Origin of the sequence: Chitinophaga sp. (assembly GCF_035564935.1) — a bacterium.
Lineage (GTDB): Bacteria > Bacteroidota > Bacteroidia > Chitinophagales > Chitinophagaceae > Chitinophaga.
In genome coordinates this window covers 1-15183 of the sequence record NZ_DATMTE010000911.1, presented here as the reverse complement: position 1 = coordinate 15183, position 15183 = coordinate 1, and the positions used below count along the sequence as shown (strand labels likewise).

At 46.8% G+C, this 15183-nt stretch carries 13 protein-coding genes and 1 tRNA gene; 1 reads left to right on the top strand and 13 read right to left on the bottom strand.

From position 1 onward, the window contains the following. Nucleotides 1-266: 266 nt before the first annotated feature. The 4 genes from der to VN105_RS23800 form a co-directional block, all read right to left on the bottom strand. Nucleotides 267-1580 carry a ribosome biogenesis GTPase Der gene (der, locus tag VN105_RS23815; RefSeq protein WP_325644934.1) on the bottom strand — a complete coding sequence of 438 codons (1314 nt, stop codon included), beginning with the start codon at nt 1578-1580 and terminating at the stop codon, nt 267-269. 57 nt (nt 1581-1637) lie between these two features. Further along, nucleotides 1638-2507, bottom strand: a complete 870-nt coding sequence (era, locus tag VN105_RS23810) for a GTPase Era (protein WP_325644932.1) — start codon at nt 2505-2507, stop codon at nt 1638-1640. A 111-nt stretch (nt 2508-2618) separates the two neighbouring features. Then, nucleotides 2619-2690: transfer RNA gene (locus VN105_RS23805), tRNA-Met, on the bottom strand. Between the two features lie 111 nt (nt 2691-2801). Then, nucleotides 2802-3209: a single-stranded DNA-binding protein gene (locus VN105_RS23800; RefSeq protein WP_325644930.1), complete on the bottom strand. Its 408-nt coding sequence runs from the start codon at nt 3207-3209 to the stop codon at nt 2802-2804. 236 nt (nt 3210-3445) lie between these two features. Here VN105_RS23800 and VN105_RS23795 point away from each other — a divergent pair, with 236 nt between their 5' ends. Beyond that, complete coding sequence (locus VN105_RS23795) at nt 3446-5821, top strand: TonB-dependent receptor (protein WP_325644928.1); 2376 nt, start codon at nt 3446-3448, stop codon at nt 5819-5821. A 66-nt stretch (nt 5822-5887) separates the two neighbouring features. Here VN105_RS23795 and argH read toward each other — a convergent pair whose 3' ends face one another. The 9 genes from argH to VN105_RS23750 form a co-directional block, all read right to left on the bottom strand. Continuing rightward, entirely contained in the window at nt 5888-7222 is a 1335-nt protein-coding gene (argH, locus tag VN105_RS23790) for an argininosuccinate lyase (protein ID WP_325644926.1), read from the bottom strand. A gap of 38 nt (nt 7223-7260) precedes the next feature. Further along, a complete protein-coding gene (locus VN105_RS23785; protein WP_325644924.1) occupies nt 7261-7842 on the bottom strand; it encodes a GNAT family protein in 582 nt (193 codons plus the stop codon). Nucleotide 7843: 1 nt separating this feature from the next. Beyond that, on the bottom strand, nt 7844-8908 hold the full coding sequence (locus VN105_RS23780) for a M20 family metallo-hydrolase (protein WP_325644922.1): 1065 nt from the start codon (nt 8906-8908) through the stop codon (nt 7844-7846). A gap of 3 nt (nt 8909-8911) precedes the next feature. Further along, the gene (argB, locus tag VN105_RS23775) at nt 8912-9700 is read right to left on the bottom strand and encodes an acetylglutamate kinase (RefSeq protein ID WP_325644920.1); all 789 of its coding nucleotides are present in this window, start codon (nt 9698-9700) and stop codon (nt 8912-8914) included. Nucleotides 9701-9702: 2 nt separating this feature from the next. Next, nucleotides 9703-10653 (bottom strand): N-acetylornithine carbamoyltransferase, encoded by a 951-nt coding sequence (locus VN105_RS23770; RefSeq protein ID WP_325644918.1) that lies wholly within the window; start codon nt 10651-10653, stop codon nt 9703-9705. Between the two features lie 71 nt (nt 10654-10724). Further along, nucleotides 10725-11852 carry an aspartate aminotransferase family protein gene (locus VN105_RS23765; protein ID WP_325644916.1) on the bottom strand — a complete coding sequence of 376 codons (1128 nt, stop codon included), beginning with the start codon at nt 11850-11852 and terminating at the stop codon, nt 10725-10727. Between the two features lie 32 nt (nt 11853-11884). Beyond that, nucleotides 11885-12868 carry an N-acetyl-gamma-glutamyl-phosphate reductase gene (gene argC / locus VN105_RS23760; RefSeq protein ID WP_325644914.1) on the bottom strand — a complete coding sequence of 328 codons (984 nt, stop codon included), beginning with the start codon at nt 12866-12868 and terminating at the stop codon, nt 11885-11887. Between the two features lie 11 nt (nt 12869-12879). Beyond that, complete coding sequence (gene argG, locus VN105_RS23755) at nt 12880-14070, bottom strand: argininosuccinate synthase (protein ID WP_325644912.1); 1191 nt, start codon at nt 14068-14070, stop codon at nt 12880-12882. Between the two features lie 50 nt (nt 14071-14120). Continuing rightward, nucleotides 14121-14900, bottom strand: a complete 780-nt coding sequence (locus VN105_RS23750; protein ID WP_325644911.1) for a GNAT family N-acetyltransferase — start codon at nt 14898-14900, stop codon at nt 14121-14123. Between the last annotated feature and the right edge of the window lie 283 nt (nt 14901-15183).

Sequence of the window (15183 nt, the reverse complement as noted above, 5' to 3'; positions counted from 1 at the left end):
AGCAGTTACAGCAGCAGAATCAACGTGAGCAGCAGAGTCAACCGGAGTTGCTACTGGAGCAGCGTTCATAGTGTCTACAGGCGCAGTTGCAGTAGAATCAGCAGCAGGAGTGCTACCACCGTTACAAGCAACGAAGAACAGGCCAGCGGCAGCAGCTAATACGAATAATTTTTTCATTTTTTAGGTTGTTTTATTTTTAAAACCGCCGCAAAGGTATGCAAAATTTATAAAATACAAAATCTGCTTACTGCTTTTCCGGTAAGTATTTATTTTTTTCTAAAGAAGATCTTCAACGGTACCCCGGTGAAATTGAATTTCGTCCGGATCTGGTTCTCCAGGTAGTTACGGTACGGCGTTTTCACATCGTCGGGGAGGTTACAGAAAAAGGCAAATGCCGGCGTATGCGTAGGAATCTGCGTTACATACTTGATACGGATAGGAATACCCCTTACCACCGGCGGGTGATATGCTTCAATTGCTTTCAGCATCACTTCGTTCAGTACGGAAGTCTGGATCCGGCGGGTACGGTTTTCGTATACTTCCAGGGCGGTTTCAATCGCCTTGAAAATACGCTGCTTTTCTGTTACGGAAGTAAAGATGATGGGCACATCGGAAAATGGCGCCAGCCGCTCTTTCAACGTTTTTTCGTAGTCACGGGCGGTATTGGTGGCTTTTTCCACAAGGTCCCATTTGTTCACCAGGATCACTACGCCCTTGCCTTTGCGCGCAGCAAGACTAAAAATACTGAGATCCTGCGCGGTGATGCCTTTTTCAGCATCCAGCAGCAACATTACCACATCAGATTCATCTACCGCTTTAATGGCGCGGATCACGGAATAAAATTCCAGGTCTTCATTCACTTTTGTTTTACGGCGGATACCCGCAGTATCAATCAGCATGAAGTCTTTCTGAAACATATTGTAACGGGTGTGAATGGTATCACGGGTAGTACCGGCAATATCAGACACGATGTTGCGCTCTACGCCCACCAGTGCATTCAGCAGGGAAGATTTCCCTACGTTAGGCTGACCGATGATCGCTATTTTAGGAATGTCGGTATCCTGGTTGGCATCCTCCATATCCGGGGTAATAAAAGTTACCACGTCATCCAGCAATTCGCCGGTACCGCTGCCGGTCATGGAAGAAAGGAAGTAGGTGCGTTCAAAGCCCAGGCTGTAAAACTCTGTCGCTTCCAGCTGGCGCTGACTGTTATCTACTTTATTTACTACAAGGAAAACCGGTTTGGAGGTACGGCGCAGGATATCCGCCACATCCGCATCCAGGTCGGTAATACCGGTGGTTACATCACACATGAAGATGATTACATTGGCCTCTTCCATAGCCACTTTTGCCTGCTTGCGAATCTCCCGCTCAAATACATCGTCGCTGTTGGATACAAATCCGCCGGTGTCGATTACGTTGAAGGTTTTGCCGTTCCAATCGGCAATACCATATTGACGATCGCGGGTTACACCGCTCTGGTCGTCCACGATGGCCTTCCGCTGTTCCAGTAAACGGTTGAACAACGTTGACTTGCCTACGTTGGGACGGCCCACTATAGCTACTGTAAATCCTGCCATTTTGTTATTATATTTTGTCGTACTAACCTGGATAATACACCCAGGAATTTTTCAATGTTAATATCCGTATTCCTTCAGGAAAGTGTCGTTATCGCGCCATTTGCCGCGTACTTTCACAAACAGTTCCAGGAATACTTTCCGTTCGATAAATTTTTCTATCTCCTGCCGGGCCAATGTTCCCAGCTCACGGATGGATTTCCCCCTTTCACCCAGGATGATGCCTTTCTGGGTATCGCGGGTAACGATGATTTCAGCTGTGATCTTTGTGAGCGTATCCTTTTCCTGGAATTGCGTAACAATTACCGTAGTATGATAAGGGATCTCTTCTTCAAACAGCTGGAATATTTTTTCACGGATCATTTCTGCTACTAAAAAGCGTGTAGACTTATCCGTTAGTGTGTCGTCAGGATAAAATGGGTTGCCGTCGGGCAGCAGTTTTACTATTTCCGCCAGTAGTTCCTTTATACCTTTTTTCTGCATGGCAGATACCGGTACCACAGCTGCTGCTTTGCCCCAGGCTTTAGCGCGTGCTGTTAAAACTTCCATATCCTCCTTGAGGATATTATCCATTTTATTAAGGATGAGAATGATGGGCACTTTCAGTTTCAGTGAATCAAACAGCTCCAGGTTCTCTTCCATATTATCTTTGGCGTCCATGATCAGCAGGGCTACGTCTGCATCTTCCAGTGCAGATTTAACCGCTCCCATCATTTTCTCATGCAGCTTGTATTTTGGATCGATGATACCCGGCGTATCGGAAAAAACGATCTGGTACGCAGGGTCCGTTAATACGCCGGTAATACGGTGCCGCGTAGTTTGCACTTTGGGCGAAATAATAGCGAGCTTTTCACCAATAATGGCGTTCAGCAATGTACTTTTACCCGCATTGGGCTTACCAAAAATATTTACAAAACCTGCCTTATGCATGATGACAATTAAACCTTGTGATGTTGTTGTAACAACTCAAACTTACTGAAATAAAAAAAGCCGAATTTCTTCGGCTCTTAATTTTTTTACGTACGCTGATGTACTATTTTGTAGCGAGGAGCGGATTCGAACCACTGACCTTCGGGTTATGAGCCCGACGAGCTACCTCTGCTCTACCTCGCAATGAGGGTGCAAAGATACAACTATTTCATTCAGCACCAAATCTTTTTTAAAAGAAATACAAAAAGCCAACCATAAACGGTTGGCTTTCATATTGGAATGCTTCATACATTGTTAAAATGGAAGATCGTCAGCGGGCTGTTCCTGAACGGGTTCTGCCTCGGGTACCGGTACTTCCGACACCACAGTTTTCCGTTTTTCCTCGTCCTTACGGCTGAGTAACTTCAGCGAAAACACCCGGAGCCTCAGTGCCCCGCATAACGCACCGGTTGCTGTGCTTACGTAAGCCTCCACTTTGGGAGCGCCCTCTACGTATACCATTACACCCTGCGTTAAAAAAGGAGCTACATTGAACTTGTCCCAAAGCGCGCAATCCACCCAGGTAGTTCTTTCTTCCAGTACGCCCTGTGCGTTCTTAAAACGCTCATTTACCGCTACCGGAAAATTGAAAACAGTAGCGCCGTTGACTTCTTTTTTCACTACATCGCGGCCAAGATGCCCGATAAACTGAAGTTTCATCATCAGAAATAAAGATTTAAATGATTAAAAATTTATAAAAGATGATTGAGAGAAGTATCCTGAAAATTAAGCTATTTCCTTCTCCCAAAAAATAATTTCTGATTTATAATTTCTACAAGTATACCTTTGCAGTAACGCAACACATGGGGTGCCTTACTTTCAGGCTGAGATCACACCCAATGAACCTGGACCAGGTAATGCTGGTTAGGAATGAACAAACAGAAAACAGGATATTTAAAATGAAACAGCTAATGTTATTAGTGCTGCTATCCGTAGCAGGCGCTTTACATGCACAATCGCTGGTAACCGGTACCGTTACCAGTAAAACCAGCAGCCAGCCACTGGAGGGTGTTACCATTTCCATCAACCAAACCGGCGCTGTTACCGACAGCAGGGGCCATTACAGTATCCATCTTCCTAAAAAAGGAAATTATACTTTAACAGCCAGCTTTGTAGGGTTCAAAACATTTACCACTACCATTACCGCCAATAACAGCACCCAACTCAACGACATCTCCCTGGAAACAACAGCACTGTTTGTAAAACCGGTAGAGATCAGCAGCTTACGCGCAGGTAAAAATTCACCTTTTGTAAACACTACCTTAACAGCAGCGGATATCAAAAAACAAAATCTCGGGCAGGACCTGCCTATCCTGCTGGATCAGCAGCCCGGCGTAGTCACCAATTCAGACGCCGGTACCGGCATCGGCTATACCGGAATGCGGGTACGTGGCTCCGATATTACCCGCATCAACGTTACGGTAAATGGTATCCCGGTGAACGATGCGGAATCGCAGGGAACCTTTTTTGTGAACATGCCGGACTTTGCTTCTTCTGTAAGCAGCGTTCAGCTGCAGCGGGGCGTAGGTACTTCCACCAATGGCGCTTCCGCTTTTGGCGCTACGCTGAACCTCAGCACCAACCAATTCAATGAAAAGGCCTACGGCGAAATCAGTAATAGCTACGGCTCCTTCAACAGCTGGAAACATACGGTGAAGGCAGGTTCCGGCCTCATCAACGATCACTTCACCATTGATGCGCGCCTCTCCAAAATTTCATCAGACGGGTATATAGACCGCGCCACTTCCGACCTGCAATCTTTCTATACTTCCGCCGCCTACGTTTCCGCCAAAACAGCCATACGGCTGAACGTCTTCTCCGGGAAAGAAAAAACGTACCAGGCCTGGTACGGCGTACCAAAAGCACTCCTGGAAACAGACCGCACATACAATGCGGCCGGCACCGAAAAACCAGGTACTCCCTATGATAATGAAACCGACAATTATCAGCAGGATCATTACCAGTTGTTCCTCAACCAGGAAATTAACTCCCACCTCAACTTTAACGTGGCCTTCCACCTCACCCGAGGACGCGGCTACTACGAAGAATATAAAGCGCAGCAGCCATTCTCTGATTATGGACTTCAGGGACCGGTGATCAACGGTAAAAGCGTTGATACTACTGATCTCGTCCGGCAGCTGTGGCTGGACAATTACTTTTATGGCTCCGTATTTTCTGTAAACCGTACCGGCGAAAAATTCAACTGGAGCCTGGGCGGCGGCTGGAACCGCTATACCGGCGATCATTACGGCAAAATCATCTGGGCACAAACCGGCATCGACAAAGATCATGAATACTACACGTATCCCGCCGCCAAAAATGATTTCAATGTATACTGGAAAGGAGAATATAAACTTACCACTGCCCTGAGCATTTTTGCAGATATGCAATACCGCAACATCATGTACAACATGGATGGGTTTGAAGCTGCCCCCACATATATTGCACATGTGAACTATAATTTCTTCAATCCCAAGGCAGGTATTTCCTACAACATTAATCCCACCAACCGGGTATTTGCGTCCGTTGCCATTGCTCATAAAGAGCCCAACCGCGGCGACTTTGAGAACAACTACGGCGTAGCGGCGCCCCAACCGGAAATACTCCGCGATGTGGAAGCAGGTTACTCATGGAACAATAACATTGCCGCTATACAGGCCAACGTATATTACATGAACTACAAAAACCAGCTGGTGCAAACCGGCATGCTCACGGATGTAGGCGCCTATGTACGTACCAACATTCCTAAAAGCTACCGCATGGGTGTTGAAGTGAATGGTAACGTAAAACTGGGCAGCATCGTGAACATAGCCGCCAACGCAGCTTTGAGCCAGAACAAAGTGCTGGATTACCATGCCGTTAGTTACGATGGCGATGAAGCGGCACATACACAGGTATTCAGCAAAACAGATATTTCCTTCTCCCCCTCTTTCGTAGGTGGGTTCACGTTAACCGTGAAACCGGTTAAAAACCTGAACATCGATGTACTCGGGAAATATGTAAGCCGCCAGTATATGGACAATACCTCCAACATAGATGGCAGCCTCGATCCTTACTTTGTAAATAACCTGCGCATCAACTACGTAGTGCCGCAACCGTTATTCCGGGAACTCGGACTGCAATTCATGCTGAACAATGTTTTCAACGTGAAATATGCGCCCAACGGAAGCACTTACAGCAGCTACGATCTTGGCAGCAACCGCGTAGTATATGATAGCTATTATTATCCTATGGCAGGTATTAATTTCTTTGCCGGCATGACTATAGGATTCTAAAAATACCGGCATAAAAAAAGCAGGGATCAATATGTGATCCCTGCTTTTTTTATGTAAATATGTTTATTAGCTGTTGAGCAATTTTTCTATCGCTTTATCTACTGATTCAAAAGGAAATCCTTTGATCACGGCATCCATTTGTGCTGCAATCTGCTGTGTACCTAAATTGCCGATGCTACCTGCATGGGTATGATTCACGGCCTTGTCCGGTGAGAAGGTACCGTTTTCAATATCCATCCCTACTTTCTTATAGGCCTCACGGAAAGGAGTGCCCTGCAGCACCAGGTTATTCACCACTTCCACGCTGAAGAGGTACTGGTACTTGTCATCGTCCAGTATATTTTCCTTAATGCGGATATTTTCCAGCATGAGGCGGCTCATGCGGATACAGTCTTTGAGCGTTTGAAAAGCCGGGAACAGGTTCTCCTTCAACAGCTGTAAGTCGCGGTGGTAGCCGGAAGGCAGGTTGGTGATCATCATCGCAATTTCATTGGGCAATGCCTGGAGTTTATTGCCATGAGAGCGGATCAGTTCCCACACATCCGGGTTCTTTTTATGCGGCATGATACTGGAGCCGGTGGTCAGTTCATCCGGGAAGCTGATAAAGCCAAAGTTCTGGTTCATAAACAAACAGGCGTCCATGGCCATTTTGGCAATAGTGGCGGCAATGCCTGCCAGTGCAAAAGCGACTATCTTCTCCGTTTTACCGCGGCCCATCTGTGCGTATACTACGTTATAGTTAAGCGCATCAAAACCAAGCAATGCGGTGGTAAGCTCACGGTCAAGGGGGAACGAAGATCCATAACCGGCAGCAGAGCCCAGCGGGTTTTTATTCACCACCCGGTATGCGCCCTGTAACATGGTAAGGTCGTCTACCAGGCTTTCTGCATAAGCGCCAAACCATAATCCGAAAGAGGAAGGCATGGCAATTTGCAGATGGGTATAACCCGGTATCAGGTGTGCTTTATATTCCTCGCTTTTTTGTTGCAGCAGGTGAAACAACGCCAGCACCTCTTCCGTCATGGTTTGCAGCTCATGACGCAGGAACAGCTTCAGGTCTACCAGCACCTGATCGTTGCGCGAGCGGCCGCTGTGGATCTTCTTGCCAACTTCGCCCAAACGACGGGTCAGCAACAGTTCTACCTGTGAGTGAATATCTTCCACTCCTTCTTCCAGTTTAAAACTGCCGGACTGAATTTCCTGGTAAATGTTTTTAAGTTCCTGTTTCAGTATGGTGAGTTCTTCCTTTTCCAGCAATCCTATACTTTGCAGCATGGTGATATGCGCCATGGAACCCAGCACATCAAACGGCGCCAGGAAGGCATCCATTTCACGGTCTTTTCCTACGGTGAATGTTTCCACCGCCGCTAAGGAAGCTTTATCTTTTTGCCACAATTTCATAATACTATAGTTTTTTCAGGCGCAGTTAAGGCATGAAATTAAAAATCATATTTACCAAAGATACGCTGCTTTACATCCGGCCACTCTTCTTTCAGCAGGCTAAAGAAAACACTGTTACGCAGCCGCCCGGTGCTGGTGATCATATGATGCCGGAAAATGCCTTCCTGTGTGCAACCCAGGCTGAGGATAGCGTTGCGCGACTGTGTATTCAATTCATCTGTTTTGAACTCCACCCGGTTCAGCTCCATCACTTCAAACGCGTATTGCAGCATAGCAAATTTCATGGCCTTATTAAGGCCGGAGCCATGCAACGCAGGTGTGATCCAGGTAGCGCCTATTTCTGTTTTCTTATGCGGTAAAGATAACCCCATAAAACGGGTGGAACCAGCCATGCGGTTTTCCTTTTTATCAATGATCACAAAAGGAATGGATGTTTGCGCCGCTCTTTCTCCCAATGCTTTCCCGATATATGCTTCCAGGTCCTGTTCACTGGCAACATGCTGCAATCCTATTCTCCACAAAGACGGATCCAGTGCAACCGGCAGCAGCGCCTGCAGGTGTTCCTGCTGCAAAGGCTGCAGCAAAACGCGCTTATTTTCCAAAACAGGTTCAAAATTCATACTACTGGATCATTTCAAGTAACTGAATATAACTCTGGATGCCTTCTTTAATTTCGTGCAGGTGAATATATTCATCTGCGGTATGTGAGCGGGCTGAGTCGCCGGGTCCCATTTTTACAGAGGTAGCGGGGATCAGCGCCTGGTCGGACGTGGTAGGCGATCCATAGCAGGATTTACCCACACTTACGCCTGCCAGTACAAACGGGTGATCCATGGGGATAAAGGATGGCCTCATCCGCATGGATCGTGGCTTTACCTCGCAGGATACATTGGCCCGGATAATTTCCAGCAGCTCTTCAAGTGTATACTGATCAGTAGCCCGTACATCTACCACAAAGGTACAATCGGCCGGTACTACGTTATGCGCTTTATTGGAAGTATTGATCACGGTAACGCTCATCTTCACCGCCCCCAGTGTTTCCGATACTTTTGGAAAGCGGAAATCTTTAAACCAATTAAGATCGGGCAATGCTTTATACAAAGCATTTTCCCCTTCCTCCCTGGCGGCATGCCCTGCTTTGCCATAACTGGTGCAATCCAGTACCATCAAACCTTTTTCAGCGATAGCCAGTTGGGTTAAAGTAGGTTCGCCCACAATCGCAAATTCAACAGCGGGCAGTTTTGGAAGGATACTTTCTATCCCGTTGGCGCCGCTGATCTCTTCTTCTGCAGTAGCTGTAAGGATAATGTTATAGTTAAGATCGCTGCGATGATAAAAGTGCAGGAACGTTGCGATGAGGCTTACCAGGCAACCGCCGGCATCATTGCTACCGAGCCCGTAGAGCTTTCCGTCTTCCACATCCGGACTGAAAGGATCACGGGTATATTGCGGATTGGGTTTTACGGTATCATGATGGGAGTTCAGGAGTATATTACGTTTGGAGGGATCGTAATGTTTATTGAAGGCCCAGATATTATTGAGATGCCGCTCATGCGGAATATCCATGGCTGTCAGAAATTCACTGATCAGTTGCGCGGTGCCGTCTTCTTCGCGGCTTAATGAAGGGGTGGCGATCATCTGTTTCAGCAGGGCCACCGCCACATCATATAGTTTTTCGTTCCACATAGGTTAGCATATTAGCGTGCCTGCCACTTCGGGGGTTGTATTGCTCAGAACATCATCCGCATGCCCAATCAGCACTTCTTTTACACCATTGTCTATTGCCCCGAAAGCATTTTGCAGTTTTGGCAAAATTCCGTCCGACAGTATTTTTTCTTCCAGCAGTTGCTGGTAAATTTCTTTGTTGATGAGATTGATCACAGCCTCATCATCTGCCGGATCCCGCAATACGCCCTTCTTTTCAAAGCAGTAGATCAACCTCACGCTATAGTGCTCTGATAAAGCAATAGCCAGGGAAGAAGCAATGGTATCCGCATTTGTATTGAGGATCTGCCCCTTACCATCATGCGTAAGCGGTGCAAACACCGGTGTAATACCGGCATCCAGCAAGGCTTTCAGCGGAGCGGTATGCAGGGCGCCGGTATGTATATCGCCCACAAAACCATAGTCGATTTCCTTTACCGGTCTTTTTACCGCAGGAATGATGTTGGCATCCGCACCGGTTAAACCGATGGCATTACAGCCATTGGCCTGCAGCCGGGCTACCAGCTGTTTGTTCACCAAACCGCCGTATACCATTGTCACCACATCGATGGTATCTGCATCCGTGATCCTCCGGCCGTCTACATACTTTGATTCAATGCCCAGCTTGTCGCCGATACGGGTAGCGATTTTACCGCCGCCATGTATCAGGATCTTTTTACCCGGAATGGCTGCAAACTTCTCCAGGAAGGTTTGCAGCAATGCCGGGTTATCGATCACGTTTCCGCCTACTTTGATAATAAATAAGTTGATCATAATTATCCTTTCAGTATTTCACTCAAAACCGCCTGGGCAGCCCATACACGGTTACCCGCTTCCCGGATAACGATAGATTGCGGACCATCCAGTACTTCATCTGCAATTACTACATTCCTTCTTACAGGCAGGCAGTGCATTACTTTAGCCGCATTGGTATGCGCCAGTTTTTCGTTAGTCACCATCCAGGAAGGGTCTGTACAGGTGATCTTGCCATAGTCTTTGTAAGAAGACCAGTTTTTCACGTATACAAAGTCTGCATCTTTCAATGCCTTATCCTGGTCATATTCAATATGTGCATTACCGGAAAATTTTTCATCCAGTTCATAACCTTCCGGGTGAGTGATCACAAAATCTGCTTCTCCCCATGCGTTCATCCATTGTGCAAAAGAGTTGGGAACAGCCTGTGGCAGCGCTTTTACGTGAGGCGCCCAGGTCATTACCACTTTAGGTTTACGGGTCTGCTGCCAGTTTTCCTTAATGGTGATTACATCTGTTAAACTCTGCAAAGGGTGCAGGGTAGCGCTTTCCAGGCTTACCACCGGCACACCGGCATACTTAATGAACTGGTTAATATATTTCTCCGTATAATCTTCTTCTTTATTCTTCAAACCGGGAAATGTACGGATAGCCAGTATATCGAAATACTGTCCCATTACTGCCGCAGCTTCCTTTACATGTTCGGTGGTGTTGCCATTCATCACCACGCCATCATTCATTTCCAGCGCCCAGCCCTCCTTATCGATGTTAAACACGATGGCTTCCATACCCAGGTTCTTTGCAGCGATCTGTGTACTTAAGCGTGTTCGCAAACTGGGATTCAGGAATATCATTCCCACTGTTTTATTCTTACCTAATTCCTTATCCCTCAAAGGATCTTTCTTGTAGTTCAGCGCAATGTCCACTAACCGCGGGACACTGGGAACATCTGCTGTAGAAATAAATTGTTTCATTTCGCTTATAGGCTTTAAACAGGCAGTGGAAAGATGTAAAGGCACACTGCCTGCCGTACATGGTTGTTTACTTATTTATTTAATGCTTTTCCGAATGCTTCCAGGAACTGATCGGCATGCGCTTGTGTAAGCGCCAGTGAAGGCAGCAAACGGATCACGTTTGGTTTTGCCTCACCGGTAAAGATCTTATGGGTATGCAGCAGTTCTTTTCTTACCTGTGATAATTCTTCGGGAAGATCTATACCGATCATCAAACCACGGCCTCTTACTTCTTTTACCTTATCAAAAGTGCGCAGGTTTTCCATGAGATAGTTACCTATAGTAGCTGCATTCTCTACCAGTTTTTCCGCCTGTATGGTTTCCAGTACGGCCAGGGCTGCGGCGCAGGCCAGGTGATTACCGCCAAAGGTGGTGCCCAGCATGCCATACACAGCCTGGAACTTAGGCGCAATGATAATGGCGCCGATAGGGAAACCGTTCCCCATTCCTTTTGCCATGCTGTAGATATCAGCATTTACACCGGCAAAATCGTGCGAGTAAAATTTACCGCTGCGGCCGTATCCGCACTGCACAGAGTCTGCAATGAATACGGCATTGTGCGCATCGCAAAGGCTCCTGATCTTTTGCAGGAAAGCTTCGCTGGCTACATTAATGCCACCTACGCCCTGTATACCTTCAATGATCACAGAAGATACTTCATACTGTTGAAAAGCCTGTTCCAGTGCGGCCTGGTCTTCCCAGGGTAAAAACACTACGTTGTCTGTTTCATTTACCGGCGCTACGATCTTTGGATTATCGGTAGCAGCTACCGCCAGGGATGTTCTGCCATGGAATGCTTTTTTAAAAGCGATCACTTTCTTTTTACCGTTGTAGAAAGAAGCCAGCTTCAAAGCGTTTTCATTGGCTTCTGCACCGGAGTTGCAGAGGAACAGCTGGTAGTCTTCCTTACAGGATACCTTGCCCAGCAGGGCGGCCAGTTCTTCCTGTAAAGGCATCTTTACGGAATTGGAATAGAAGCCTACTTTATGTAACTGGTCTGTAAGGCGTTTTACGTAATGCGGGTGCGTATGACCAATAGAGATCACGGCATGCCCGCCGTACAGGTCCAGGTATTGCGTACCCTTATCGTCCCAAACATGGGAGCCGAGGGCTTTTTCTATAATGATATCGTTAACGGGATATACGTCGAAGAGTTTCATGCTGGCAAAAAAATTGAGAATGATAAAAACGTTTAGAACACGATGGACTTCAGTTTCAGTCCTGCCGTTTCATCCAGTCCGCACATCAGGTTCATGTTTTGCACTGCCTGACCGGAAGCGCCTTTCAGCAGGTTGTCTTCAATGGAATGGATCACCAGTTTGTTACCGGTTTTTTCCAGTTGGATCAAACACTTGTTGGTATTTACCACCTGCTTCAGATCTATCTGTTTATCGCTTACGTGTGTAAACGGATGACCGGCGTAAAAGTCTTTATACAGCTTCACAGCCTCTTCCAGCGATAAGTCGGTTTGCAGGTACGAGGTTACCCAGATCCCTCTTGGATAATCGCCGCGTACCGGAACAAAGTTCACCTCACCATTGTAGCCTGGCTGCAACAGCTGCAGGCTTCGTCGTATTTCTTTCAGGTGCTGGTGAGTGAGCACTTTATAGGTAGAAATATTATTGGCTCTCCATGTAAAGTGAGAGGTGGCCTGTAAGCTTTGTCCTGCGCCGGTGGAGCCGGTGATACCGGTGGTATGCACTTCTCCCAGCAGCCCTGCTTTGGCAAGCGGTAATAGCCCCAGCTGGATACCGGTAGCAAAACAGCCGGGATTGGCAATGTTCTGCGCGGTTTTAATTTGTTCCCGCTGCATTTCAGGCAGCCCGTATACAAACACGCGTTCCTTAACGGTTTCGCCTAAACGAAAATCCTGGCTCAGGTCAATCACTTTTACATGCGCTGCCACATCATTGGCTTCCAGGAATTTCTTTGATTCGCCATGGCCCAGGCAAAGGAACATCACGTCGATATCATTACTAAGATCGCCGGTGAACAGTTGCTCTGTTTCTCCCAGCAGGTCGGCATGCACAGCATACAGCGGGTTGCCCGCATTACTACGGCTATGCACAAACGAAATAGTAACATCCGGGTGGTTCAGTAAAAGCCGGATCATTTCACCGCCTGTATAACCTGCCCCGCCTACAATTCCTGCCTTTATCTTTTTATCATTTGCCATTGCCTGCTGATTTAGATAGAATTTTTAACCTGGTGCCAGATCATGGTCTGGTTACCAAAAATTTTGCTGAATCCTCTTACATCGTCGCCGCTCCAGCCGGTGTTCATTTCACCGTATTTACCAAACTTGCTGCTCATCAGGTCGTAAGGGGAACTGATACCGGTTACCTGGAAACGGTAAGGCATCAGGGTAACGAACACTTCGCCGGATACGTTTTCCTGGGTATTTTGCAGGAAGGCTTCGATATCGCGCATTACCGGGTCCATGATCTGTCCTTCGTGCATGTAGTTACCGTAGAACTGCGCCAGCTGGTCTTTCCAGCTCAGCTGCCATTTGGTTAACACATGCTTTTCCAGTGCGTGATGCGCTTTAAGGATCACCATGGGCGCAGCAGCTTCAAACCCAACACGTCCTTTGATACCGATGATGGTATCGCCTACGTGGATATCGCGGCCAATGGCAAACGGGCCGGCAATGGTTTGTAAATATTGAATGGCTTCACTGGGGTGACCGAAAGTTTTATCGTTCACACCGGTAAGCTCTCCTTTTTCAAATGTTAATTTCACCTGCTCTTCTCCCTGCTTTGTAAGCTGGGTGGGCCATGCCGCTTCAGGCAGCATGCCGTTGGAGGTCAGTGTTTCTTTACCGCCTACGGAAGTTCCCCACATACCTTTGTTGATAGAGTACATTGCTTTTTCAAAGTTCACTTCCACTCCTTTCGACCGGAGATAAGTGATCTCTTCTTCACGGCTCAGTTTCATATCACGGATAGGAGTAATGATCTCCACACCGGGGATCATGATATGGAATACCATATCGAAACGCACCTGGTCGTTACCTGCACCGGTGCTGCCGTGCGCTACTGCGTCGGCGCCTACTTCCTTCACATATTCCGCGATGGCCAGCGCCTGGCTCATGCGCTCTGCACTTACGCTTAACGGGTAGGTATTATTTTTCAGTACATTACCGAAGATGAGGTATTTGATCACACCATCATAATAAGAACGTATTGCATTAACAGTTTTATGACTTTTAACGCCCAGGTTATAAGCGCGCTTTTCTATTTCCTGCAGTTCCTCTTCAGAGAAACCACCAGTGTTTACGATCACTGAATGCACTTCATATCCTTTTTCTTCGGTCAGATATTTAACGCAATAGGAAGTATCAAGTCCTCCGCTAAATCCCAGTACTACTTTTTTCATTATGACATCTTTTTTTATAGATCCAGATTACAATATTGACAATCCTGTAGTCAGAACAGGAAAAATTTCTTTTTTGACCCGGTGGCGCCACCTTCTTTCCTGCTTTTCAGCAAAACAAATCTTTTAAAACGTAACCATCGCTCGTAAAGCTTTATGTTTCCTTTAAATCTGCGGCGGCGCCTGGCGTGGTGCATATGACCACTGGCGTTCACAGATAATTGCGGCTGTGGTTGTGGTTCCGCAGCGGCAGCTTTTTCGGCCATTGCTTTTTCTTCTGCTTCTTTCAGTTTCTCCAGCGGATTGTACAGCATGGCGGTACACAAACAGTTCTTCCTGTTTTTGGCAGTGAGGATGTCGAAGTTCACACAGCTTCTGCAACCTTTCCAGAACTCTTCATCGTCGGTAAGCTCAGAGTATGTTACCGGCTCGTAACCAAGCTCGGAATTGATTTTCATTACTGCCAGCCCGGTGGTTAAACCGAAGATCTTGGCATCGGGGTATTTCTCTCTCGACAGCTCGAATATTCTTTTCTTGATTGATTTGGCAACACCATGCCCTCTGAAGGCGGGATTAACGATCAGTCCCGAGTTCGCCACAAATTTCTCATGCCCCCAGGCCTCAATATAGCAGAAGCCCACCCAATCGCCCTGTTCGGTAACGGCAATCACGGCCTTACCTTCCTTCATTTTCAGCTCTACATAATCAGGGGAACGCTTTGCAATGCCGGTTCCTCTTGCTTTTGCAGATGATTCCATCTCGTCGGTGATGGTATTTGAATAGTGAATATCGTCAGGAGTGGCTACCCTAACGATGATATGTTGATTTTCCAACTTTTTAAATTGAAATCGTGAATCAATAAAGTAACTTGAAATTCCATTGATGGAAAGGTTCACCGGAGGATTGGGGAATCACGGTGCGATAGCGGTTATACAGACAAGCGCTATCAAATTCTAGGTCGTCGGGAAAGGAATCTAAAGACATTGAACCCAACAGAATATACCCCTTTGTTTAAAGCGGGATGATATGCAGAAATGTTGGTATGAGTTGCGGTTTTTTCCAACTTCAGTTCAGCGTTAAATTGTTATAAATATTGTCTTTAGTTTAGATTATCCG

What these genes read in the sequence shown, in the direction of transcription:
- era (WP_325644932.1), bottom strand. Translation starts at nt 2,507, where the DNA reads ATGCATAAGGCAGGTTTTGTAAATATTTTTGGTAAGCCCAATGCGGGT.
- VN105_RS23765 (WP_325644916.1), bottom strand. Translation starts at nt 11,852, where the DNA reads ATGAAACTCTTCGACGTATATCCCGTTAACGATATCATTATAGAAAAA.
- argH (WP_325644926.1), bottom strand. Translation starts at nt 7,222, where the DNA reads ATGAAATTGTGGCAAAAAGATAAAGCTTCCTTAGCGGCGGTGGAAACA.
- argG (WP_325644912.1), bottom strand. Translation starts at nt 14,070, where the DNA reads ATGAAAAAAGTAGTACTGGGATTTAGCGGAGGACTTGATACTTCCTAT.
- VN105_RS23780 (WP_325644922.1), bottom strand. Translation starts at nt 8,908, where the DNA reads ATGTGGAACGAAAAACTATATGATGTGGCGGTGGCCCTGCTGAAACAG.
- argB (WP_325644920.1), bottom strand. Translation starts at nt 9,700, where the DNA reads ATGATCAACTTATTTATTATCAAAGTAGGCGGAAACGTGATCGATAAC.
- VN105_RS23795 (WP_325644928.1), top strand. Translation starts at nt 3,446, where the DNA reads ATGAAACAGCTAATGTTATTAGTGCTGCTATCCGTAGCAGGCGCTTTA.
- der (WP_325644934.1), bottom strand. Translation starts at nt 1,580, where the DNA reads ATGGCAGGATTTACAGTAGCTATAGTGGGCCGTCCCAACGTAGGCAAG.
- VN105_RS23785 (WP_325644924.1), bottom strand. Translation starts at nt 7,842, where the DNA reads ATGAATTTTGAACCTGTTTTGGAAAATAAGCGCGTTTTGCTGCAGCCT.
- argC (WP_325644914.1), bottom strand. Translation starts at nt 12,868, where the DNA reads ATGGCAAATGATAAAAAGATAAAGGCAGGAATTGTAGGCGGGGCAGGT.
- VN105_RS23800 (WP_325644930.1), bottom strand. Translation starts at nt 3,209, where the DNA reads ATGATGAAACTTCAGTTTATCGGGCATCTTGGCCGCGATGTAGTGAAA.
- VN105_RS23770 (WP_325644918.1), bottom strand. Translation starts at nt 10,653, where the DNA reads ATGAAACAATTTATTTCTACAGCAGATGTTCCCAGTGTCCCGCGGTTA.